20 protein-coding genes are annotated in these 21,151 nt (G+C 58.9%); 6 read left to right on the plus strand and 14 right to left on the minus strand.

Going from position 1 to position 21,151, the window contains the following annotated elements:
• Positions 1-102: 102 nt before the first annotated feature.
• On the minus strand, positions 103-288 hold the full coding sequence (locus tag JBO08_RS17370; RefSeq protein WP_065881042.1) for a CsbD family protein: 186 nt from the start codon (positions 286-288) through the stop codon (positions 103-105).
• Positions 289-487: 199 nt separating this feature from the next.
• On the opposite strand from JBO08_RS17370, the gene JBO08_RS17375 reads away from it, so the two are divergent.
• Positions 488-865: a hypothetical protein gene (locus JBO08_RS17375; RefSeq protein WP_065875365.1), complete on the plus strand. Its 378-nt coding sequence runs from the start codon at positions 488-490 to the stop codon at positions 863-865.
• Positions 866-1,048: 183 nt separating this feature from the next.
• On the opposite strand, the gene fadD1 is transcribed toward JBO08_RS17375, so the two are convergent.
• The gene (gene fadD1 / locus JBO08_RS17380) at positions 1,049-2,740 is read right to left on the minus strand and encodes a long-chain-fatty-acid--CoA ligase FadD1 (RefSeq protein WP_065873541.1); all 1,692 of its coding nucleotides are present in this window, start codon (positions 2,738-2,740) and stop codon (positions 1,049-1,051) included.
• Positions 2,741-3,129: 389 nt separating this feature from the next.
• The gene (fadD2, locus tag JBO08_RS17385; RefSeq protein ID WP_065889902.1) at positions 3,130-4,818 is read right to left on the minus strand and encodes a long-chain-fatty-acid--CoA ligase FadD2; all 1,689 of its coding nucleotides are present in this window, start codon (positions 4,816-4,818) and stop codon (positions 3,130-3,132) included.
• 234 nt (positions 4,819-5,052) lie between these two features.
• Here fadD2 and JBO08_RS17390 point away from each other — a divergent pair, with 234 nt between their 5' ends.
• Positions 5,053-5,997, plus strand: a complete 945-nt coding sequence (locus tag JBO08_RS17390; protein ID WP_065889904.1) for an alpha/beta hydrolase — start codon at positions 5,053-5,055, stop codon at positions 5,995-5,997.
• 57 nt (positions 5,998-6,054) lie between these two features.
• Complete coding sequence (locus JBO08_RS17395) at positions 6,055-6,525, plus strand: MaoC family dehydratase (RefSeq protein WP_010208208.1); 471 nt, start codon at positions 6,055-6,057, stop codon at positions 6,523-6,525.
• Between the two features lie 133 nt (positions 6,526-6,658).
• On the opposite strand, the gene JBO08_RS17400 is transcribed toward JBO08_RS17395, so the two are convergent.
• The gene (locus JBO08_RS17400; RefSeq protein WP_003175720.1) at positions 6,659-7,126 is read right to left on the minus strand and encodes a PA2169 family four-helix-bundle protein; all 468 of its coding nucleotides are present in this window, start codon (positions 7,124-7,126) and stop codon (positions 6,659-6,661) included.
• A gap of 206 nt (positions 7,127-7,332) precedes the next feature.
• Between JBO08_RS17400 and JBO08_RS17405 the strand changes: the two genes are divergently transcribed.
• Together JBO08_RS17405 and JBO08_RS17410 are read left to right on the plus strand one after the other, a co-directional pair.
• On the plus strand, positions 7,333-7,569 hold the full coding sequence (locus JBO08_RS17405; RefSeq protein WP_010208204.1) for a DUF3820 family protein: 237 nt from the start codon (positions 7,333-7,335) through the stop codon (positions 7,567-7,569).
• 9 nt (positions 7,570-7,578) lie between these two features.
• Positions 7,579-8,754, plus strand: a complete 1,176-nt coding sequence (locus JBO08_RS17410) for an aminotransferase class V-fold PLP-dependent enzyme (protein WP_220074363.1) — start codon at positions 7,579-7,581, stop codon at positions 8,752-8,754.
• A 115-nt stretch (positions 8,755-8,869) separates the two neighbouring features.
• Here JBO08_RS17410 and JBO08_RS17415 read toward each other — a convergent pair whose 3' ends face one another.
• From JBO08_RS17415 to zwf, 3 genes are read right to left on the minus strand one after another with little or no spacing between them, the layout of a single operon-like run.
• The gene (locus JBO08_RS17415; RefSeq protein ID WP_065873545.1) at positions 8,870-9,535 is read right to left on the minus strand and encodes a bifunctional 4-hydroxy-2-oxoglutarate aldolase/2-dehydro-3-deoxy-phosphogluconate aldolase; all 666 of its coding nucleotides are present in this window, start codon (positions 9,533-9,535) and stop codon (positions 8,870-8,872) included.
• A 17-nt stretch (positions 9,536-9,552) separates the two neighbouring features.
• A complete protein-coding gene (gene pgl, locus JBO08_RS17420; RefSeq protein WP_065873546.1) occupies positions 9,553-10,266 on the minus strand; it encodes a 6-phosphogluconolactonase in 714 nt (237 codons plus the stop codon).
• Positions 10,253-11,719: a glucose-6-phosphate dehydrogenase gene (gene zwf / locus JBO08_RS17425; protein WP_220074364.1), complete on the minus strand. Its 1,467-nt coding sequence runs from the start codon at positions 11,717-11,719 to the stop codon at positions 10,253-10,255. The genes pgl and zwf overlap by 14 nt, the downstream gene beginning before the upstream one ends.
• Positions 11,720-11,938: 219 nt before the next feature.
• Here zwf and JBO08_RS17430 point away from each other — a divergent pair, with 219 nt between their 5' ends.
• Complete coding sequence (locus JBO08_RS17430; RefSeq protein ID WP_170039859.1) at positions 11,939-12,799, plus strand: MurR/RpiR family transcriptional regulator; 861 nt, start codon at positions 11,939-11,941, stop codon at positions 12,797-12,799.
• A gap of 114 nt (positions 12,800-12,913) precedes the next feature.
• Here the strand turns inward: JBO08_RS17430 and JBO08_RS17435 are convergent, their stop codons facing one another.
• The 7 genes from JBO08_RS17435 to JBO08_RS17465 form a co-directional block, all read right to left on the minus strand.
• A complete protein-coding gene (locus tag JBO08_RS17435; RefSeq protein ID WP_220074365.1) occupies positions 12,914-13,759 on the minus strand; it encodes a D-hexose-6-phosphate mutarotase in 846 nt (281 codons plus the stop codon).
• Positions 13,760-13,861: 102 nt separating this feature from the next.
• Entirely contained in the window at positions 13,862-15,208 is a 1,347-nt protein-coding gene (locus JBO08_RS17440) for a carbohydrate porin (RefSeq protein WP_015885551.1), read from the minus strand.
• Positions 15,209-15,292: 84 nt separating this feature from the next.
• A complete protein-coding gene (locus tag JBO08_RS17445) occupies positions 15,293-16,453 on the minus strand; it encodes an ABC transporter ATP-binding protein (RefSeq protein ID WP_065873550.1) in 1,161 nt (386 codons plus the stop codon).
• A 2-nt stretch (positions 16,454-16,455) separates the two neighbouring features.
• Positions 16,456-17,301 carry a carbohydrate ABC transporter permease gene (locus JBO08_RS17450; RefSeq protein ID WP_220074366.1) on the minus strand — a complete coding sequence of 282 codons (846 nt, stop codon included), beginning with the start codon at positions 17,299-17,301 and terminating at the stop codon, positions 16,456-16,458.
• The gene (locus JBO08_RS17455) at positions 17,294-18,202 is read right to left on the minus strand and encodes a carbohydrate ABC transporter permease (RefSeq protein WP_003175732.1); all 909 of its coding nucleotides are present in this window, start codon (positions 18,200-18,202) and stop codon (positions 17,294-17,296) included. Before JBO08_RS17455 ends, JBO08_RS17450 begins: the two co-directional genes overlap by 8 nt.
• 178 nt (positions 18,203-18,380) lie before the next feature.
• The gene (locus tag JBO08_RS17460; protein ID WP_220074367.1) at positions 18,381-19,667 is read right to left on the minus strand and encodes an ABC transporter substrate-binding protein; all 1,287 of its coding nucleotides are present in this window, start codon (positions 19,665-19,667) and stop codon (positions 18,381-18,383) included.
• Positions 19,668-19,770: 103 nt separating this feature from the next.
• Positions 19,771-21,030 (minus strand): AGE family epimerase/isomerase, encoded by a 1,260-nt coding sequence (locus JBO08_RS17465; protein ID WP_220074368.1) that lies wholly within the window; start codon positions 21,028-21,030, stop codon positions 19,771-19,773.
• Positions 21,031-21,151: the final 121 nt, after the last annotated feature.

The raw sequence follows: 21,151 nt of genomic DNA on the forward strand, positions 1-21,151 counted from the left end.
GCGACTTTGAAACAATTTCGAAAGTTTAGTTGCAGCGGCGGATACAAAAACGGCCATCCGTGGATGGCCGTCGGGCGGGTAAAACCAGCCAGCGATTCGAAATTACTTGGTCGCTTTTTTCACGGCGTCTTTGGTATCGCCGACCGCTTTCTGCACTTCGCCTTTCTTTTCCTGTACCACACCTTCAGCGCGCAGTTTGTCGTTGCCAGTCACTTTACCGACACCTTGCTTCACGTTGCCGGCCACTTCGTTGGCTGTACCTTTTACCTTGTCCGATGTGCTGCTCATGGCATTTCTCCTGGAACAATCGATGGTTTTTGGTCACTACGTAAGGATTGACCCGAGGCGGTTTGGCAGAGTTTCAATTATTTTTGCCTGTGCATTTCATCGCCAGCCGCAGGTTGGGCTTTATGTTTTGTGGCCAACCCACGAGAATGCCCGGCACATTCAGGCTACAACGCTGAATAACAGATCCCGTAGGAAGGTTATGAAACTCAATAAAGCACAGGCTATCGCCCGCAGAAACACTGAACTGGGCGGTGCCGTACTCGGCGTCAACAACTGCCACTTCACCGACCTGGACCAGAAACGCAACATATGGTGGTTCGACCTGCCGCTGGGCCGTATCGCCGTGGGCCAGTACGAGTGGATTCATTTGTTGATGCACAATGCCGAGACTGACCAGTTGCTGCACCTGAAGGTGCCGACGGTGTTTTTGCGTGAAAAGCTCGAGGGTTTGGTGGTGCGTAATGCGGGCAAGCGCAAGCCGGAGATCACCCTGGAGTTGAGTGCGGATAAGGATTCGTTTCTAAAGGACGTACGCCCAGCAGGCGCTGGTGTCAGTTTCGCGCAGTTCTCCCTGTAAGAACGCGGTTAAACCTGTGGGAGCGGGCTTGCTCGCGAATGCGGCGTGTCAGTCGCCTGATAGGTCACTGATAGACCGCATTCGCGAGCAAGCCCGCTCCCACATTGGATTGCATTTCAACGCCCGCAAATCCGCAGGCAACAAAAAGCCCCGCATCTGCGGGGCTTTTTGTTTCAGGCCAGGTTACTTTTTCAGACCGAGCTTCTTCAGCTCTTCATCGCGCAACTCACGCCGCAGGATCTTGCCCACGTTGGTGGTCGGCAACGCATCACGGAACTCCACAGCCTTGGGCACTTTGTAGGCGGTGACGTTGGCGCGCATATGCTCCATCACCTGCTCCTTGGTCAGGGTTGCGCCCGGCTTGACCACGATAAACAGCTTGATGTGCTCCCCGGACTTCTCGTCCGGCACGCCGATGGCCGCGCACTGCAGCACGCCCGGCAGGCCCGCCAGTACGTCTTCCAGCTCGTTGGGGTACACGTTGAAGCCCGAGACCAGGATCATGTCCTTCTTGCGGTCGACAATGCGCATGTAGCCGTCGGGCTGGATGATCGCGATGTCACCGGTCTTCAGCCAACCTTCGCTGTCGAGCATCTCGTCGGTGGCGTCCTGGCGCTGCCAGTAGCCCTTCATGACCTGTGGGCCCTTGACGCACAGCTCGCCGGTTTCGCCCAGCGCCAGCTCGGTGCCGTCGTCGGAAATGACTTTACACACCGTGGATGGCACCGGAATCCCGATGGTACCCAACTGGATATGCTGGATCGGGTTCACAGTCGCCACCGGGCTGGTTTCGGTCATGCCATAACCTTCGCAGATGCCACAGCCGGTCACGGCCTTCCAACGCTCGGCCGCCGCCAGTTGCAGGGCCATACCGCCCGACAAGGTGACTTTCAGCGCAGAGAAGTCGAGCTTGCGGAACGCCTCGTTGTTGCACAGCGCCACGAACAGGGTGTTCAGGCCGACAAAGCCGCTGAACTTCCACTTCGACAGTTCCTTGACCATCGCCGGCAGGTCACGCGGGTTGCTGATCAGGATGTTGTGGTTACCGATCAGCATCATCGCCATGCAATGAAAGGTGAACGCATAGATGTGGTACAGCGGCAGCGGCGTGATCAGGATCTCGCAGCCTTCGTTGAGGTTGGAACCCATCAGCGCCTTGCATTGCAACATGTTGGCGACCAGGTTGCGGTGGGTGAGCATCGCGCCCTTGGCCACGCCGGTGGTGCCGCCGGTGTATTGCAGCACGGCCACATCACTGCTGGCCGGGCTGACTTCGTTGACCGCCTGGCCATGGCCCTTGGCGAGCACGTCGTTGAACTTGATCGCCTGTGGCAAGTGATAAGCCGGGACCATTTTCTTCACGTACTTGATGACGCTGTTGATCAGCAGACGCTTGAGCGGCGGCAACAGGTCGGCGACCTCGGTGACGATCACATGCTTGACGGCGGTCTTGGGCACGACCTTTTCCGCCAGGTGCGCCATGTTGGCCAGGCAGATCAGGGCCTTGGCACCGGAGTCATTGAATTGGTGTTCCATTTCCCGCGCGGTGTACAGCGGGTTGGTGTTGACCACGATCAGGCCAGCACGGATGGCGCCGAACACCGCGACCGGGTATTGCAGGACGTTAGGCAATTGCACGGCAATTCGATCGCCGGGCTTCAAGTCGGTATGCTGTTGCAGATAGGCGGCGAAGGCGCCGGACAGTTCGTACAATTCACCGTAGGTGATTGTCTTGCCCAGGTTGCTGAAAGCCGGTTTGTTGGCGAAGCGCTGGCAGGACTGCTTCAGTACCGCCTGAATATTCGGATACTCGTCTGGATTGATTTCTGCAGCAATCCCGGCGGGGTACTTATCCTTCCAAAAGTCTTCGTTCATGGAAGCCCACTCCTCAGCGACGCGAATTCATCATCGCATTTGATGCGATTATTATTGGTGTGTGTTTTTTTAGGTGAATCTGGCGCTTTAAAGCAGGCCGAGACGTCACAAAGCGCGCCGAGAGTAGCAGCTTTGCCAAGGGCCGCCTAGAGCCAAACGAGGGCCCTACGGTCATAAACATGACTCAAGAACAACCAGTGGTCATTTTTAGAGCAAAAATTCTAGATCATTGAAAACGGCTCTGGAATGGGCATTCCAGAACAATGAATAATAATGTGGGAGCTGGCTTGCCTGCGATAGCGGTGTTTCAGTCACCCAATGTATCGACTGATAAACCGCTATCGCAGGCAAGCCAGCTCCCACCTGTTTGATTGCATTTCAACTCAGAGTCAGGCGATGTCGCGCAGCTCACGCCGCAGAATTTTCCCCACCGGCGTCATCGGCAACGATTCGCGCAACACAATATGCTTAGGCACTTTGTACCCGGTGAAGTTGGTCTTGCAGTACGCCTTCAACTCCTCAAGGCTCACACCCTCCGCACGCGCCACCACAAACAGCTTCACCGCCTCCCCCGTGCGTTCATCCGGCACACCGATCACCGCGCAGTTGGCCACGGCCGGGTGGGCCATCACCACGTCTTCGATTTCGTTGGGGTACACGTTGAAGCCCGAGACGATGATCAGGTCTTTCTTGCGGTCGACAATGCGCACGAAGCCATCGTCATCGATCACCGCGATGTCACCGGTCTTCAGCCACCCCTCGGCGTCCAGGGCCTCGGCGGTGGCGGCTGGTTGCTGCCAGTAGCCCTTCATCACCTGCGGGCCTTTGATGCACAGCTCGCCACGCTCGCCCAACGGCAGCTCGACGCCCTGATCATCAATCACCTTCATCGCCGTGGCCGGCACCGGAATGCCCACGGTGCCCAGGCGGGATTTGTTGCCGTACGGGTTGGTACTGGCCACCGGAGAGGTTTCCGTCAGGCCATAGCCCTCGCCAATCGCACAGCCGGTGATTTGCTCCCAACGCTCGGCTGTAGCCTTGATCAACGCGGTGCCGCCGGAGTTGGTGAGCTTGAGGTGGGAGAAATCCAGGGTCTTGAAGTCCGGGTGGTCCATCAACGCGACAAACAGCGTGTTTAGCCCCAGCAATCCGGTGAACCGCCACTTCTTCAGCTCTTTGATAAAGCCGCCGATGTCCCGTGGATTGGTGATCAGCACGTTATGGTTGCCGGAGACCATCATGCACATGCAGTTCGCGGTGAATGCATAGATGTGGTACAGCGGCAGCGGCGCGATCATCACCTCCTGCCCTTCCTTGATCAGCGGGTGGCCGTCCTCGCCGGTCTGGGACATGCAAGCGCGCACTTGTTGCATGTTGGCCACCAGGTTGCCGTGGGTGAGCATCGCGCCCTTGGCCAAGCCGGTGGTGCCGCCGGTGTATTGCAGCACGGCGATGTCGTCCAGGCTCACCGGGTGACGGGTAAGACCCAGGCCCGCGCCCATGCGCAACGCGCGCTTGAAGGAGACGGCACGCGGCAGATTGTAGGCCGGGACCATCTTCTTGACCTTATCGACCAAGGTGTTGACCAGCCAGCCCTTGGCGGCGGGCATGAAGTCGCCCATCTTGGCTTCGATCAGGTAGTCGATCTCGGTGTCGCTGCACACTTCCTGCACCCGCGAACCGAACAGGTTGAGGTAGACCAGCGCCCGCACGCCAGCGTCCTTGAACTGGTGACGCATCTCGCGCGGGGTGTACAGCGGGTTGGTGTTGACCACGATCAGCCCGGCGCGCAGTGCGCCGAACACGGCAATCGGGTAATGCAGCACGTTGGGCATTTGCACCGCGATACGCTCGCCCGGCTTGAGGTCGGTGTGCTGTTGCAGGTAGCCGGCAAACGCCGCGCTCTGGCGTTCAAGCTCGGCGTAGGTCAGGGTGATGCCCATGTTGCTGAATGCCGGACGGTCGGCAAAAGTCTTGCACGAGCGCTCGAAGACTTCGATCACCGACTTGTAGGCACAGAGGTCGATGTCATTGGGAACGCCCGCCGCGCGTTTGTCATTCCAGAAATCAGGTTGCATTATTCTTGTCCTCTTACCTGAGTGTGTCCGGCCGCTGCTGCTGCAAAAGTGTACAGCTATAAAAAGCGGAGCTTTGGGGACGTTAGCAGCTATGGCCAAACAGGCAAATACAGGAAGGCGCTTCATTGATTGCGTGAATCTTCCTACACGTGCCCGCACTGATCAGACGCTTGCGTGGGATGAGCGATACACTGCAACGCAGACCTTGAGCAGACCGTGAGCAAAGGAACCGCCATGAACCACAGCACCTTCTGGCTGACCGCGAATGACCGCAGCCGCCTGTACGTCAATCAATGGATGCCCGACGGCACCGCCAAGGCCCTGGTGATGCTGTCCCATGGCATGGCCGAACACAGCGGTCGTTATGCACGCCTGGCTGAAGCCTTGTGCGGCGCCGGCTACGGTTTATATGCGCTGGACCAGCGGGGCCATGGCCGTACTGCCGATGAAGGCACCTTGGGCCTCTACGCCGAAAAGGACGGCTGGAACAAAGTGGTGGGCGACCTCGCCAGCCTCAACCAGCATATCGGCCAACAGCAGCCGGGGCTGCCGATCATTCTGCTGGGCCACAGCATGGGCAGTTATATTGCCCAAGCGTACTTGCTGCACCACAGCGCCAGCCTGCATGGGGTGATTCTCTGCGGTTCGAATTTCCAGCCGGTGGCGCTGTATCGCGCCGCACGGGTGATTGCCCGGGCCGAACGCTTGCGCCAGGGCTTGCGCGGGCGCAGTGCGCTGATCGAATTCCTGTCGTTTGGATCGTTCAACAAGGCGTTCAAACCCAATCGCACCGCTTTCGACTGGCTCAGCCGTGACCCGGCTGAAGTTGATAATTACATCAATGACCCGCTGTGCGGGTTCCGCTGCACCAACCAGCTGTGGATCGACCTGCTCGGCGGCTTGCAGCAAATCAGCAAAGCGTCCAATCTCGCGCAGATCGATCCGGGCCTGCCAATCCTGGTGATGGGCGGCGAATGTGATCCGGTGAGTGAAGGCAAGCGTCTCAAAAGCCTGGCCCATGCGTTGCGTGAAGCCGGCTGCCAGCACCTGCACCTGAATATCTACCCGCAGGCGCGCCATGAAGTGTTCAATGAAACCAACCGCGACGATGTCACAGCGGATGTGCTGGCATGGTTCGACCAGGCGCTGACATTACGCAGGCCGACCCGTTGCGAATGATTTTTTATTTAAAATCAAATGTTTAAATTACCGATTAGCCACAGGATGCACCTTTAGATGACCCAGGTAACCAACACCCCGTACGAAGCCCTCGAAGTCGGCCAGACCGCCAGCTACAGCAAGCTGGTGGAAGAGCGCGATATCCAGCTGTTCGCCGCCATGTCCGGTGACCACAACCCGGTGCACCTGGACGCCGAATACGCCAAGGCCACCATGTTCAAGGAGCGTATCGCCCACGGCATGTTCAGCGGCGCCCTGATCAGCGCGGCGGTTGCCTGCGAGTTGCCTGGGCCGGGCACGATCTACATTGGCCAGCAGATGAGCTTCCAGAAGCCGGTGAAGATCGGCGACACCCTCACGGTGCGCCTGGAAATTCTCGAGAAGTTGCCGAAGTTTCGTGTGCGCATTGCCACCCGTGTATTCAACCAGCGTGATGAGTTGGTGGTGGACGGTGAAGCGGAAATTCTTGCGCCGCGTAAGCAGCAAGTCGTGACGCTGACCGAGTTGCCGCCAATCAGCATTGGCTAACACTTATGCAATACGAATGTGGGAGGGGGCTTGCCCCGATAGCGGTAGATCAGTCACAAGATGCAGTGATTGACACTCCGCAATCGGGGGCAAGCCCCCTCCCACATTTCTTACAGCATTTAAAGCACAGAGCTTACGACTGAGCGCGAGCCTGGTTACGCAGGGCTTTTACCTGGTCGTGGTTGCGTTGTACGCCGTGGTACTGACGCTCAACCAGGTCACGAATGCCCAGCAGGTTGTGCTTGTTGATCTTCTCGATCGCTTCACGGTAAGCCTTCAGTGCGTGGTCTTCACCGCGCTCGGCTTCGTTTAGCACAGCTTCTTCATCTTTACCGGTAACCATCGATTTAACATCGACCCAACCGCGGTGCAGAGCACCAGCAACGCTACCGGAATCTTCCGGATCGCCACCCAGGGCACGTACGGCGGTTTTCAGTTCAGCTGCAGCTGTCGCGCAATCAGCGGAACGCTTGGCGAACAGTGCTTTGAGTTCGGGGTGCTTGATGTCTTCAGCGCACTCTTTGAAACCTTTCTGACCGTCAATGCTGGTCTCGATCAGGTCGTTGAGTACGGAGATGGATTCTTTATTGATGTCAGTCATTTTTCAATTCCTTTGGCAGGTTAGAAGGTTGCAATAAGAATTGCAGCGTCCGTGCCAGCTTTTTGAAAAACTATTTTCCGTTATAAATCAAAAGCTTAAAAATTCTTGAACCTTCTGTATGTGCGTTTTTTGCATGATCTGTCATTTGGCCTTCATGCAGAATGCCTGTATTTTCCACTGCTACGACTGACCTTCACGAAGCGCCCATGAACCCCGAAAAACTCGAACTGCTGATCACCCGCGAAATGCCCTTCGGCAAATACAAGGGACGGATCATCGCCGACCTGCCAGGTCCCTACTTGAACTGGTTTGCCCGTGAAGGCTTCCCTCACGGCGAACTAGGCGGGTTGCTGGCATTGATGCAGGAAATCGACAGCAACGGGTTGTCTGAATTGCTTGAACCACTGCGCGCCAAACACGGTAAACCCGCCCCTCGTCATTAAGAGCGCCCTATGCCACGGAATGCAGACAACGAACGTCACTGGCTGGCCATCGCCCAGCGCTACGACCTGGAACCCGGCCCGATCAATCTGGAAAACGGCTACTTCGGCCGCATGAGCCAAGCGGTGCAAACGCAGTACCTGGAACACGTTGCGTTTATCAACCGCAGCAACTCGCTCTATGTGCGTCAGACGTTCGAAACAGGCGAAAACGTCGAGATTCGTCGGCAATTGGCCGGGCTGATGGATGTCGACCCAGCGTCAGTGGCTTTTACCCGTAACGCCACTGAAGCCCTGCAATCGCTGATCCGCAACTACAACCGCCTGCAACCGGGCGATCAAGTGCTCATCAGTGACCTGGAGTACGACACCGTGAAAGGCGCCATGCGCTGGCTGGCAGGCTATCGCGGCGTGGAGGTGATCGAACTGTCCCACGCGCACCCGGCCAGTTTCGACAGCCTGGTGCAGACTTATCGCGAAGCGTTCGTTAAGTACCCACGCCTCAAAATGATGGCGCTGACCCACGTTACCCACCGCACCGGGCTGGTCATGCCCGTCGCCGCGATTGCCCAGGCGGCGCGCGAGCATGATATCGACGTGATCCTTGATGGCGCCCATGCCCTGGGCCAGATCGAGTTCAACCTCGCCGAGTTGGACATTCAGTTTGCCGGCTTCAACCTGCACAAATGGATCGGCGCGCCATTGACCCTGGGCTTTCTGTACATCGCCCCGGAGCGCCTGGCCGATATCGACCCGGACATGGGCGAGTTTCACTACCCGGCTACCGACATACGCGCGCGGACGTCCTACAGCACGCCGAACTTTCCAGCGCTGATGACCTTGCCATTGGTGTTTGAAGAGCACCGGGAATTGGGTGGCTCGGCGGCCAAGGGTGCGCGGGTTAATTACCTGCGGGATTTGTGGGTGAACCAGGTGCGGGCGTTGCCGGGGATTGAAGTGCTGACGCCGGATGATCCGAGGCTGTATTGCGGGATTACGGCGTTCAAGTTTGTCGGACGGGATCAGCAAGTGATGGTGGATCGGTTGCTCAGGGACTTTGACTTGTTTACCACCACGCGCGTGGGTGCGGCGTTTGGAACGTGCATTCGGGTGACACCGGGGCTAGTGACTTCAGCTGCGGATATCAGCGTGTTGTTGAACGCGATTACCCAACTGAACGCAGACTAAAAATGTGGGAGCGGCGTTGAATTCAAGTTTTCTACAGGCAAAAAAAAGCGGCACACCGACCAAGTGCACCGCAAAAATGCCGTTAAGCACAGCAACAACGATTCGATAAATCAGATCAATCCAACAGCGCCAGCGCTTCGGCGGTGACTTCCTGGATACGGGCCCAGTCGCCGTTCTTGATCCACTCAGGATCGAGCATCCAGCTACCACCTACGCACATCACGTTTTTCAACGCCATGTAGCTTTTGATATTGGCCGGGCTAACGCCGCCAGTCGGGCAGAACTTCACTTCGCCAAACGGGCCACCGAGGGCCTTGATGGCAGCAACGCCACCGCTGACTTCGGCTGGGAACAGCTTGAAGCGGCGATAGCCCAGGCCATAGCCTTCCATGATGCCCGAAGCATTACTGATGCCCGGCAGCAGCGGAATCGGGCTGTGCACCGACGCTTCCAGCAGGTCGCGTGTAATGCCGGGGGTGACGATGAATTGCGAGCCCGCCACTTCGGCCGCTTCGAGCATGTGGCGATCCAGCACAGTGCCGGCACCGGTGCACAGTTCAGGGCGTTGCTCGCGCAATACCTGAATGGCCTTGAGGCCGAACTCGGAACGCAGGGTCACTTCCAATGCGGTCAAACCGCCGGCTGCCAAGGCATCGGCCAGCGGCAGGATGTCCTGTTCGCGGGCGATGGTGATCACCGGCAGGATCCGCGCCTTCGCGCAGAGGCTGTCGATCAGGGCAACTTTATCCGCCATGGACACGGTCGGTTGAGGGCTTTTCATAGCGGCTGATCCTTGGCTCATGGGCACCAGTAAATCTCTAATGTAGGTTGCAAAAACGCGCGAATCGGCATGGCAGCGACATCGTCACTGGCCAGCGCGGCGCTCAAGGTGGTCAACTTCGAACTGCCGGAAATCGACAGTACGGTGTAGTGGGCAGTGGCAAGCAGCGCGCGACTCATGGTCAGGCGCTGATGGGGCACGGTCGGCGCCAGCATCGGCCAGCAACGGCGGGTACCGTCGGCCTGCAAGGCTTCAGTCAGGTTCGGGCTGTTGGGGAACAGCGATGCGGTGTGGCCGTCATCGCCCATCCCGAGCACCAGCACATCGATGGCTGGCAACTCGCCCAGCAGGCGATCAGCCTGCTCGGCAGCGTCTTCAAGGTTGGCCGCGGCGCTGTACAGGCTGAGAAACTTGGCCTTGGCCGCCGGGCCCTGCAGCAGGTGTTGCTTCAACAGGCCGGCATTGCTGTCGGCGTGTTCCACCGGCACCCAGCGTTCGTCGGCCAGGGTGATGGTGACCTTGGACCAGTCCAGGCCTTGCTTGGCCAAGTGCTGGAAAAACGCCACGGGGCTGCGGCCACCGGACACCACCAGGGTCGCTTCGCCACGGGCACTGATGGCTCCGCGCAGTTGCTCGGCCACATCATTCGCCAGGCCTTCCGCCAACAGCACCGGCGTGCGGTACTCGTGGGGGATTACGCCCTGCGGCAGTTTCAATTCAGATATCGCCATACCACGACCTCCCATCCCGCGTGATCAGTGCAATTGAGCTCATCGGCCCCCAGGAACCCGCCGCGTACGGCTTGGGCGCATCACCAGATTTTTTCCACCCGGCAATCAACTGGTCACACCACTTCCACGCGGCTTCGATTTCATCTTTGCGAACAAACAGGTTCTGATTGCCGCGCATGACTTCCAGCAACAACCGCTCATAGGCATCGGGAATCCGTGCGCTGCGGTAGGTGTCGGAAAAATTCAGTTGCAGTGGCCCGCTGCGCAGTTGCATGCCTTTGTCCAGGCCCTGCTCCTTGGTCATCACGCGCAAGGAAATACCTTCGTCCGGTTGCAGGCGGATGATCAGTTTGTTGCTGATCTGCAAGCGCTGCTCGGGGGCGAAGATGTAGTGCGACGGTTCCTTGAAGTGGATGACGATCTGCGACAACTTCTGCGGCATGCGCTTGCCGGTGCGCAGGTAGAACGGCACGCCGGCCCAACGCCAGTTGCGGATATCGGCGCGCAGGGCGACGAATGTTTCAGTGTCGCTCTGGGTGTTGGAGTTCTCTTCTTCCAGGTAGCCCGGCACTGGCTTGCCAGCGCTGTAGCCGGCAATGTACTGGCCGCGCACCACTTGGGTGGTCAGGCCGTCCGGGCTGATGGGCGCCAGGGCCTTGAGCACCTTGACCTTCTCGTCGCGGATGCTGTCGGCGGACAGGTCGGCCGGCGGGTCCATGGCGATCAGGCAAAGCAGTTGCAACAGGTGGTTCTGGATCATGTCGCGCAACTGGCCGGCCTTGTCGAAGTAGCCCCAACGGCCCTCGATACCGACCTGCTCGGCCACGGTGATTTCCACGTGGGAAATGTAATTCTGGTTCCACTGGGTTTCGAACAGGCTGTTGGCGAAACGCAGCGCGATCAGGTTCTGGACGGTTTCCTTGCCCAGATAGTGGTCGATGCGGTAGGTGCGGTTTTCCGGAAAATACTGCGCCACGGCGTCATTGACCTTGCGCGAGGACTCCAGGTCCGAACCGATTGGCTTTTCCAGCACGACGCGGGTGTTTTCCGCCAGGCCGACCTTGGACAGGTTCTCGCAGATCGCGCCGTAAACTGCTGCAGGCGTGGCGAAATAGGCAATCAGGCGCTGCTCGGTGCCGGCAATTTCAGCCAGCGCCACGTAGTCATCAGCCTTCATGAAGTCGACGTGAACGTAGGTCAGGCGCGCGAGGAAACGCTGGGCGATGGTTTCGTCCAGTTCCTTGCCGACGTATTTGCGCAGTGCTTGCTCGATATGGGCCAGGTGCTGTTGCTCGGAACCGGCTTCACGGGCCAGTGCCAGGATGCGCGTGTCGTCGTGCAGCAACCCGGCGCCATCGAGTTGATAGAGAGCAGGAAATAACTTGCGCAGCGCCAGATCACCCAAGGCGCCAAACAGGGCAAAGGTGCAGGGTTCTACGGTTATCGAAGGCATGATGTTTGTTCTTTTATCAAGTTAAGCTACAAATACCTTTTTTCAAGGCATCACTCAAGGAAAAATGTAGTAATAACCACAACATTTTCCCGAAATACGCATTGCGAGTGGTGGTGTTCAGCTACCCTCAGTAGGATAGGCCACCGCAAAAGACCACTCATCGATTGGTCGCCACCTTTTATTTGCATCGTCGCCCGAAGGAAAGACTGAATGGACCGCGTGCGAAATCTTCTGGAACAGATCCGGAACCGCCTCGAAGAATTAAACAAGGCCGAGAAAAAAGTCGCCGAGGTCATCCTGCTCAACCCGCAGCAGGCGACCCGCTTCTCCATTGCCGCCCTCGCCCAGGCTGCCTCGGTCAGTGAACCGACGGTCAACCGTTTCTGCCGTTCGTTCGGCGTGAGCGGTTACCCTGAACTGAAATTGCAGCTGGCGCAAAGCCTGGCCAGTGGCGCGGCGTATGTCAGCCGCGCGGTGGAGGCCGATGATAACCCTGAGGCCTACACCCAGAAAATCTTCGGCAGCGCCATCGCCTCGCTGGACAGTGCCTGCCAGGCGCTGGACCCTGCCCTGATCAGCAAAGCCGTGGATTTGTTGATCCAGGCACGGCAGATCCACTTCTTCGGCCTGGGCGCTTCGGCCCCGGTGGCCATGGATGCGCTGCACAAGTTCTTCCGTTTCAACTTGGCTGTTACCGCCCACGCCGACGTGCTGATGCAGCGCATGATCGCCTCGGTGGCGCACACAGGCGAGTTGTTCGTGATCATTTCCTACACCGGGCGTACCCGTGAGCTGGTGGAAGTGGCGCGGATCGCACGGGAAAACGGCGCTTCCGTGCTGGGCGTGACGGCTGAAAATTCGCCGCTGGCCAAGGCCAGTACGGTAAGCCTGAACATTCCGCTGCCCGAAGACACCGACATCTACATGCCGATGACCTCGCGGATCATCCAGTTGACAGTGCTGGATGTGTTGGCGACCGGCATGACTTTACGTCGTGGCGTGGATTTCCAGCCGCATTTGCGCAAGATCAAGGAAAGCTTGAATGACAGCCGGTATCCGGTGGGCGACGAATTCAACTAAACACACATTTGAGGTGGCACTACTGGCCTAATCGCGGGCAAGCCCGCTCCCACATTTGGAATGCACTCCCCTGTGGGAGCGGGCTTGCCCGCGATGGTGCCATCAGCCACACCGTTAAACCCCGGCTCTAGCCTGCAAACTCAAATGCGCCCTCTCCCCCGGCGCCAAACTGGCCCCGGCCATCGCCGACTCCACGCACACAAACCCCGACGCCTCGTTAAAGCTCACCCCCAACAGCGGCCGGCTGCCGGGATGCCACACCACCGTGTCAGCGCTGTCACCCGTATCAATGCACAGTTCACGCTGCCAGGCGTGATCCTTGAGCTGCAACTCACCCTCGTGCTGGAACACCCGCTGGCACCCGCCCTCTACCCTTAGCTCACCTTCCTGCTGGCAAACCTGGCGATTGAGCTGGTCGTAACCTTGCGCGCCATCAAGCCCAGACAGCGCTACCTCATCAACGTGACCAATACGCCAATAAGCGTGCAAAGCATGGCTCAGCTGGCACGGGAGCTCGTCCTGGTGCTCGGTGCTCAGGCGCAGTTCCAGGGTCTCCCCGAGGTGCGCGTGCAGGTCGACCTGCCAGTCGCACAACTGCAATTGCCAATGCAGGCGCACGCCCTCATCGTCGGTGCTGCTGTCGAGCAGCTTCCAGTCGATCAGCCGCGCCCAGCCATGGGACGGCCACGCATTTTCGCTCGGGTGGCGGCCATACCACGGCCAGCACACCGGTACGCCACCACGAATGGCACCGACCTGTGGCCATTTGGCTGCACACCACAGCCAGGGTTTCTGGCCACTGGGTTGGAAGTGCAACAGCTGCGCGCCCTGACGACTGAACACCGCCTGGCACAGCGGATGGTCGATCACCAACACGTCGCGCATCTGAAAGCGCTCCCAGGCGAACACCGGACGCTCGCGCAGGGATTTGAAAAAGCGTTGCAGCGGTTGCTCATGCATGTGCCACGGTCCTGAATATCTTCACAATGCGACCCAAAAAAAAGCGGATAGCCATGGCTACCCGCAAAATGCGCACAGAGAGAGGAGCTTATCGCAACAGCGTTAGAACGTAGACTGAATTTTCAGACCCGCCACGAGCGCGTTGTCGACTTTATCCACGCCGCCAGGCTGGACGACGTATTGCAGGTTAGGACGCACGGTCAGCCAGTTGGTAACGTGGAAGCCGTAGTTGATTTCGAAGTTGTACTCGGTCTCGCGAATGGGCGAGAACAGCGCATTGTCGTAATCATTCACGCCATTGGCGACGTTCAGCAGCTCAGCGTTTTTCTTCACGTCATCGTTGACGTGCAGGCGAGCAGCACCAATGCCGACGTCATCTTTTGGACGCGCGTCGAATGGGCCTTTGTACACCAGCATCAACGACTGATAGTTGTCGACCAGGTTGGTCTCTTTGTCGTGGAAGGTGGCGTTGGCCGCGATATTCAAGCCGCGGGAAGCGTCGCCGTTATGCGTGGTGAGTTGCTGTTGGGCAACAAACCAGTAGCCTTTCTTGCTGCTGCGGGTACGGTACGCGGCGCCAGTGGTAGCCGCATCGTTGCCGTTCACGTCTTCACGTACGTCGGCAGCATCAGCCGCGCTCTTGTAGTAACCCACACGGTATTCGCCCGGCAGGTTGTTGACCTTCGGCGACCAGACCAATTCCACCGGAATCACGGTGCCCTTGGTGCCGCTGCCGCTGAGCTTGAAGCCGTTGCCGTGCTCAAGCTGCGATGGGTTCTGGTTGTAGGCACCGATTTGCGCATACAGCTCAGGCGTGATGTTGTACTTCACGCGGATCGCGGCCTGGCTGACGGGCCAGTTGTACCAGGTGTTTACATAGTTACCGACCTGGGAGCCGCAGAACGACAGGTTCTGGAAGTCGCACGGGAAGGTGTTGAAGTCTTCGCCTTCACCGAAGTAGCCGAGTTTGACGTCCAGCTTGTTGTCGAACATCTGGTGCTGAATCCAGAACTGGGTCAGACGCACCATGTGGCCACGGCCGTAGACTTCCATCGACGAACTGAGCGTGCCGGCACGTGGGTCGCCGATGCGGTCGTTGGAGATGTTCTGGCCATTACGGTTGGTGAACTGGATCTTGGCCTGGGTGTTGTCCCAGCCCCACAGCTTTTGCAGGTCCAGCGCTACGCCCAGACCGAACTGGTCAGAGTAACGGCCGGTCCTGTCGTCGTTATAGCCGCCGCGCAGGTTGGCGCCCATTTCCCCTACGTAGTCAGCCTTGATGTCGATACCTTGCTCGATCAGCTTGGTACGCTCACCACCCCAATCGCCGGTCATCCACTTGGAGTCGGCACTGAATGCATCGGCCGCCATCGCATTGGCGGACAAAACCAGGGCTGCTGCAGCTGACATTTGGCAGATCAGCCGAGTGTTGTTGTGTTGCTTTTTCATCCCTACATCCTCGTCTTTATTGTTATTAAACTGTTTTTATCTAACGCGGGTTACTTTTTTATTTAAAACAACAACTTAGCTGCTTCAGCGGCCTTTGAATTGGGCCACGTTGTCGGCATGCCCCTGTGCGGGCAATGAAGAAGCAGTGCCTAGGCGTTCGCCAGTGTTGGCGTCGAACAGCAATACCTTGGCCGGATCAAATTGCAGGGTCAGGGTCTCGCCGACCTGGGGCGCCACATCCGGCGCCAAACGGCAGCAGACCTTGGTGTCATTGAGCTGCACGAACACCAGGGTGTCCGGACCGGTCGGTTCGGTGACCTGGACTTCAGCGCGAATGCTCGACGAACCGTTGCCCTCACCCGCCGCCAACACGATCTGCTCCGGGCGCAGGCCCAGAATCACATCACGGTCCTCCAGGCCTGCGTCGTTCATGCCTAACGGCAATTCGCAACGGGCCTGGCCGCTGTCGAGCAGCGCGACCAAACGACCTTCCTTGCGTTTTAGGCGCATAGGAACGAAGTTCATTGGTGGTGAACCGATAAAGCTTGCCACAAACAGGTTGGCCGGGTCGTTGTAAATTTCTTTCGGCGTGCCGAATTGTTGGATGATGCCGTCCTTCATCACCGCCACTTTGTCGCCCAGGGTCATCGCTTCGATCTGGTCGTGGGTCACGTAGACCGTGGTGGTCTTGAGGCGCTGGTGCATCAGTTTCATTTCGGTGCGCATCTCAACGCGCAGCTTGGCGTCGAGGTTGGACAGCGGTTCGTCGAACAGGTAGATCTTCGGCCGGCGCGCCAACGCACGGCCCATCGCCACACGCTGTTGCTGCCCGCCAGAGAGCTGGCCCGGCTTGCGGTTGAGCAGGTGTTCGATCTGCAGCAGCTTGGACACGCGCGCCACTTCAGTGTCGATCTCGGCCTGGGGCATCTTGCGGATCTTGAGGCCGAACTCGATGTTCTCGCGCACGCTCATGGTCGGGTACAGCGCGTAGGACTGGAACACCATGGCGATGTCGCGATCCTTGGGGCTCATGCCGCTCACGTCTTGATCACCGATCATGATCGCGCCGCCGGTGATGGTTTCCAGGCCCGCGATGCAGTTCATCAGCGTGGATTTGCCGCACCCCGAAGGGCCGACCAGGATCAGGAATTCGCCTTCCTTGATCGACAGTTCGATGTTCTTCAAGGTGTCGGGCAGGCCGGCGCCATAGGTCTTGTTTACATTGCGAAGTTCAAGCGTAGCCATGATTACCCCTTGACCGCGCCGGCCGTGAGGCCGCGCACGAAATACTTGCCTGCGATCACATAGACCAGCAGGGTCGGCAGCCCGGCGATCATCGCCGCCGCCATATCCACGTTATATTCCTTGGCCCCGGTGCTGGTGTTGACCAGGTTGTTCAGCGCCACCGTGATGGGTTGGGAGTCGCCACTGGAGAACACCACGCCGAACAGAAAGTCGTTCCAGATCTGGGTGAACTGCCAGATCAGGCAGACCATGATGATCGGGGTCGACATCGGCAGGATGATCAGGCGGAAAATGGTGAAGAAACCGGCACCGTCCAGGCGTGCCGCCTTGATCAGCGCATCCGGAATGCTCACGTAGTAGTTACGGAAAAACAGCGTGGTGAACGCCAGGCCGTAGACCACATGGATAAACACCAGGCCGGTGGTGGTGCTGGCGAGGCCCATCTTGCCGAGGGTGAACGAGGCCGGCAGCAGCACGGTCTGGAACGGCAGGAAGCAGCCGAACAACAACAGACCGAAGAACAACTGCGAACCCCGGAAGCGCCAGAACGACAACACGTAGCCGTTCAACGCACCGATGGCGGTGGAGATCAGCACAGCGGGAACGGTGATCTTGATCGAGTTCCAGAAGTAGCCATCCACGGTGGCCCAGGCCTTGACCCAGCCGATGCCGCTGACCACGGTCGGCCAGCTCAGCAGGTTGCCGGTGCTGATGTCTTCCGGGGTCTTGAAGCTGGTGAGCACCATCACCACCAGCGGCACCAGGTACAGCAGCACGGCGAGAATCAACACCGCATAGATCGCGATGCGACTCAGGCTGATGGGCGATTTGGAGACGAGACTAGTCATTACGTTTGGTCCTCAGCTCGGAGTAGAGGTAAGGCACGATGATCGCGAGGATCGCACCGAGCATCAGGATTGCACTGGCCGAGCCCATGCCCATCTGGCCACGGCTGAAGGTGAACGAGTACATGAACATCGCAGGCAGGTCGGACGAGTAGCCGGGGCCGCCAGCCGTCATCGCCGCCACCAGGTCGAAACTCTTGATCGCAATGTGCGCCAGGATCATCACCGCACTGAAGAACACCGGACGCAGGCTTGGCAGCACCACGCTCCAGTAGATGCGCGGCAGGCTTGCGCCGTCGATCTGCGCAGCGCGGATGATCGATTGATCAACGCCACGCAGGCCCGCAAGGAACATTGCCATGATGAAGCCCGAGGCTTGCCATACCGCGGCGATCACCAGGCAATAGACCACGCGGTCCGGGTCGATCAGCCAGTCGAGACGGAAGCCTTCCCAGCCCCAGTCACGCAGGAGTTTGTCCAGGCCCATGCCCGGGTTGAGCAGCCATTTCCAGGCCGTACCGGTGACGATCATAGAGAGCGCCATCGGGTACAGGTAAATGGTGCGGATGAAGCCTTCGCGACGGATTTTCTGGTCGAGGAAGATCGCCAGTGTTACGCCGATCACCAGGGTGATGCCGATAAACATCCCGCCAAACAGGGCCAGGTTCTTGCTCGCGACCCACCAGCGGTCGTTGTCGAACAAACGCTCATACTGCGCGAGACCCGCCCATTTGTAGCTTGGCAGGAACGTAGACGTCGTGAACGACAGTACAAACGTCCACAGGATGTAGCCGTAGAAGCCCACCAACACGATGAACATGCTGGGCGCCAGCACCAGTTTGGGTAGCCAGCGCTGCAGTGCATCGAACGGCGAGGCTTTGCTGAAGACAGCAACAGAACTCATGGGGAAATCCAATACAGGGAAAAAGGACCAGCCAATAAACCTTGTGACGCTGGCTTTGTGGGAGCGGGCTTGCTCGCGAAGCAGGCGACGCGGTGTAACCGTTACACCGCGGTGATGCCTTCGCGAGCAAGCCCGCTCCCACACAAGCCCGGCTCCTACAAAAAGCCGCTACCTGGCCTTACTTAGCCGACTTGATCGCAGCGCCGAGTTTCTTGGCGGTGTCGGCCGGGTCAGCTTTCGGGTCGTTGATGTAGTTGGTCACGACGTCAAAGAACGCACCTTGCACAGCCAGGGTCGTGGCCATGTTGTGCGCCATGCTTGGCTGCAGGCCGCCGGTCTTGGCGTCTGCCAGGAAGTCCTTGGCAGCGGTCTGGGCGCACGAGTCGAAGCCGTACGAATCCATTTTGGTCAGCATGTCGTTACGCACAGGGATCGAACCCTTGTTGATGCTGAACACTTTCTGGAAGTTTTCACCCAGCACGACTTTGGCAATATCCTGCTGACCTGCCGCAGTGCCTTTGTCTTTCTGCTTGAACACCGCCAGGGAGTCGATGTTGTAGGTGAAGGCTTTGTCGGTGCCTGGGAAAGCTACGCACTCGTAGTCCTTGCCGGCGACTTTCTTGGCGGCGGTCCACTCGGACTTGGCCCAGTCACCCATGATCTGCATGCCAGCCTTGCCGTTGATGACTTTGCCCGCTTCGAGGTTCCAGTCCTGGCCTTTGCCGTCGACGTCCATGTAGGTCGCGACTTTCTTCAGCTCGGTCAGCGACTTGACCATTTCCGGACCGGTCAGTGCAGCGTTATCCAGGTCGACCAGGGCTTTCTTGTAGCCATCGGCCCCCATCACCGACAGGACGACGGCTTCGAAAACGGTGCTGTCCTGCCACGGCTGGCCACCATGGGCGAGCGGAATGAAGCCCGCGGCCTTGAGCTTGTCGCCCGCTGCGTAGAATTCTTCGAGGGTGGTTGGGTTCTTGGTGATGCCGGCTTTCTTGAAGACTTCCGGGTTGATCCACAGCCAGTTCACGCGGTGGATGTTGACCGGTACGGCAACGTAGTCACCGTCGTACTTCACGGTGTCGGAGACTTTCTTGTCGAGCAGGGAGTCCCATTTTTCGTCTTTGGCGACAGGTTTCAGAACGTCGGTGTCGAGCAGGCCGGTGGACGCCCATTCCTGGATGTCGGGGCCTTTGATCTGGGCAACACCGGGCGGGTTGCCGGCGACCGCGCGGCTTTTCAGCACGGTCATGGCCGTTGCGCCACCGCCACCTGCGACGGCACCGTCTTTCCAGATGAAACCGTCTTTCTCAACTTGGGCCTTCAGGACATCTACAGCCGCTTTTTCACCGCCCGAGGTCCACCAATGCACAACTTCAACCGTCCCTTTCGAGTCGGCGGCAAATGCACTGAGGGGAAACAACGAGGCAATGGAAATAGCTACGGCGAGGCGATTAATCGCGTTCATCTGAATACCTTTCTTGTTGTTATGCATGCAAGTCTTAAGCTTGCGCTGCACGGAGTTTAAACATGGATTTTTGAGGCGCAGGTAACAAAGGGATGCACAAATGTCACCAACTGGTGACATAACACCCAGCCCCGATGGCACTGGCCATACTCGGTGCCAAGGGCAGTGCAGGCAGCACGACCGCTTGCCAAGCATGGTACAGGTCTGGCTTGCCGCCCCAGATGTTGCTGCTGGGTTGGTTGTGCGGGCTGAGTTCGTGGTGCCAACTGCCGTGGAGACGATCGATAAAGTGGGCCTCGCAAAACTCCCAGAAGCGCCGGTACCACGTTTCGTAGTGCAACTCGCCGGTACGCTTGAGCAGCGCCTGGGCAGCGGCGCTGGCTTCGGCGTGGGTCCAGTGCAGACGTTCGCGCACCACCGGGCGGTGGTTCCAGTCCAGCGTGTAGACGATGCCGGGGGCGCCATCCACGGACCAGGCATATTCGCAGGCGCTGGCGAACAGGCCCTTGGCGTCGGTCACCAACCATTCTGGTGTGACGAGCCCGGCTTGCAGGCGCGCTGCCTCCAGGTGCAGCACCAGCCGCGCCCACTCGAAGCCGTGGCCGGGCGTGATGCCGTAGGGGCGGAAGCCGTCGGCGGGGTTGTCTTCGTTGTAACCGAGCAGCGGTTGCCAATGCGCGTCGAAATGCTCGATCACCATGAACTGGTTACCGGCGGCGTGGGTGTGGATCACACGCTCGACGATCCGCAGCGCGCGGTCCAGCCAGCGTGTATCGCCGGTGACATCGGCCAGGGCGAGGAAGGCTTCGGTGGCGTGCATGTTGCTGTTGGCGCCGCGGTAGGCCTCGACACCGCTCCAGTCTTGGGCGAACGACTCAAGCATCACGCCCTCCTCCTCGCTCCAGAAAAACTGGTCGATGATATGGATGGCGTCGTTCAACAGGTTTTGTGCACCGGGCGCGCCTGCCACCACCGCCGAACTGGCGGCCAGGGCGACAAAGGCGTGCAGGTAAGCAGCCTTGCCACGGTTGCCATCGAGGGCGTGGGGTGCGGCGAACCAGCCTCCGTGCTCTGCGTCGCGCAGCGGGCCACTGAGGGCCGTAACACCATGTGCGACCAGCTCGGCATACCCCGGCAAGCCCAAGGCATGAGCCATGGCGAAGCTGTGGGTCATGCGGGCAGTGTTCATGGTTTCGGCGTGGGCATCGGCTGGCAGCTGGCCTTTGTCGTCAAGGTTGCCGAAACCATCGGGCAGCCGACATGCCTTGGCGAATGCCAGCAGGCGCTGGCCTTCAGCGGCGAGCCAAGCGTGATGGGCAGGCGCGTTCAGCCAACTGCTGGCAGGCAGTGGTTGCGTGGTCATGGGTGGCCCTTATTATTTTTTGTGGGATGACCGGAGTCTAAACAAGGGCGCGGCGGGGGCAAGTAACGAAGGGGATGGGAAATGTCACCGAACAGTGACAATTTAAAAACCTGGACACGAT

It is taken from the genome of Pseudomonas sp. LAP_36 (genome assembly GCF_019456785.1).
GTDB classification, from domain to species: Bacteria; Pseudomonadota; Gammaproteobacteria; order Pseudomonadales; family Pseudomonadaceae; genus Aquipseudomonas; species Aquipseudomonas tritici.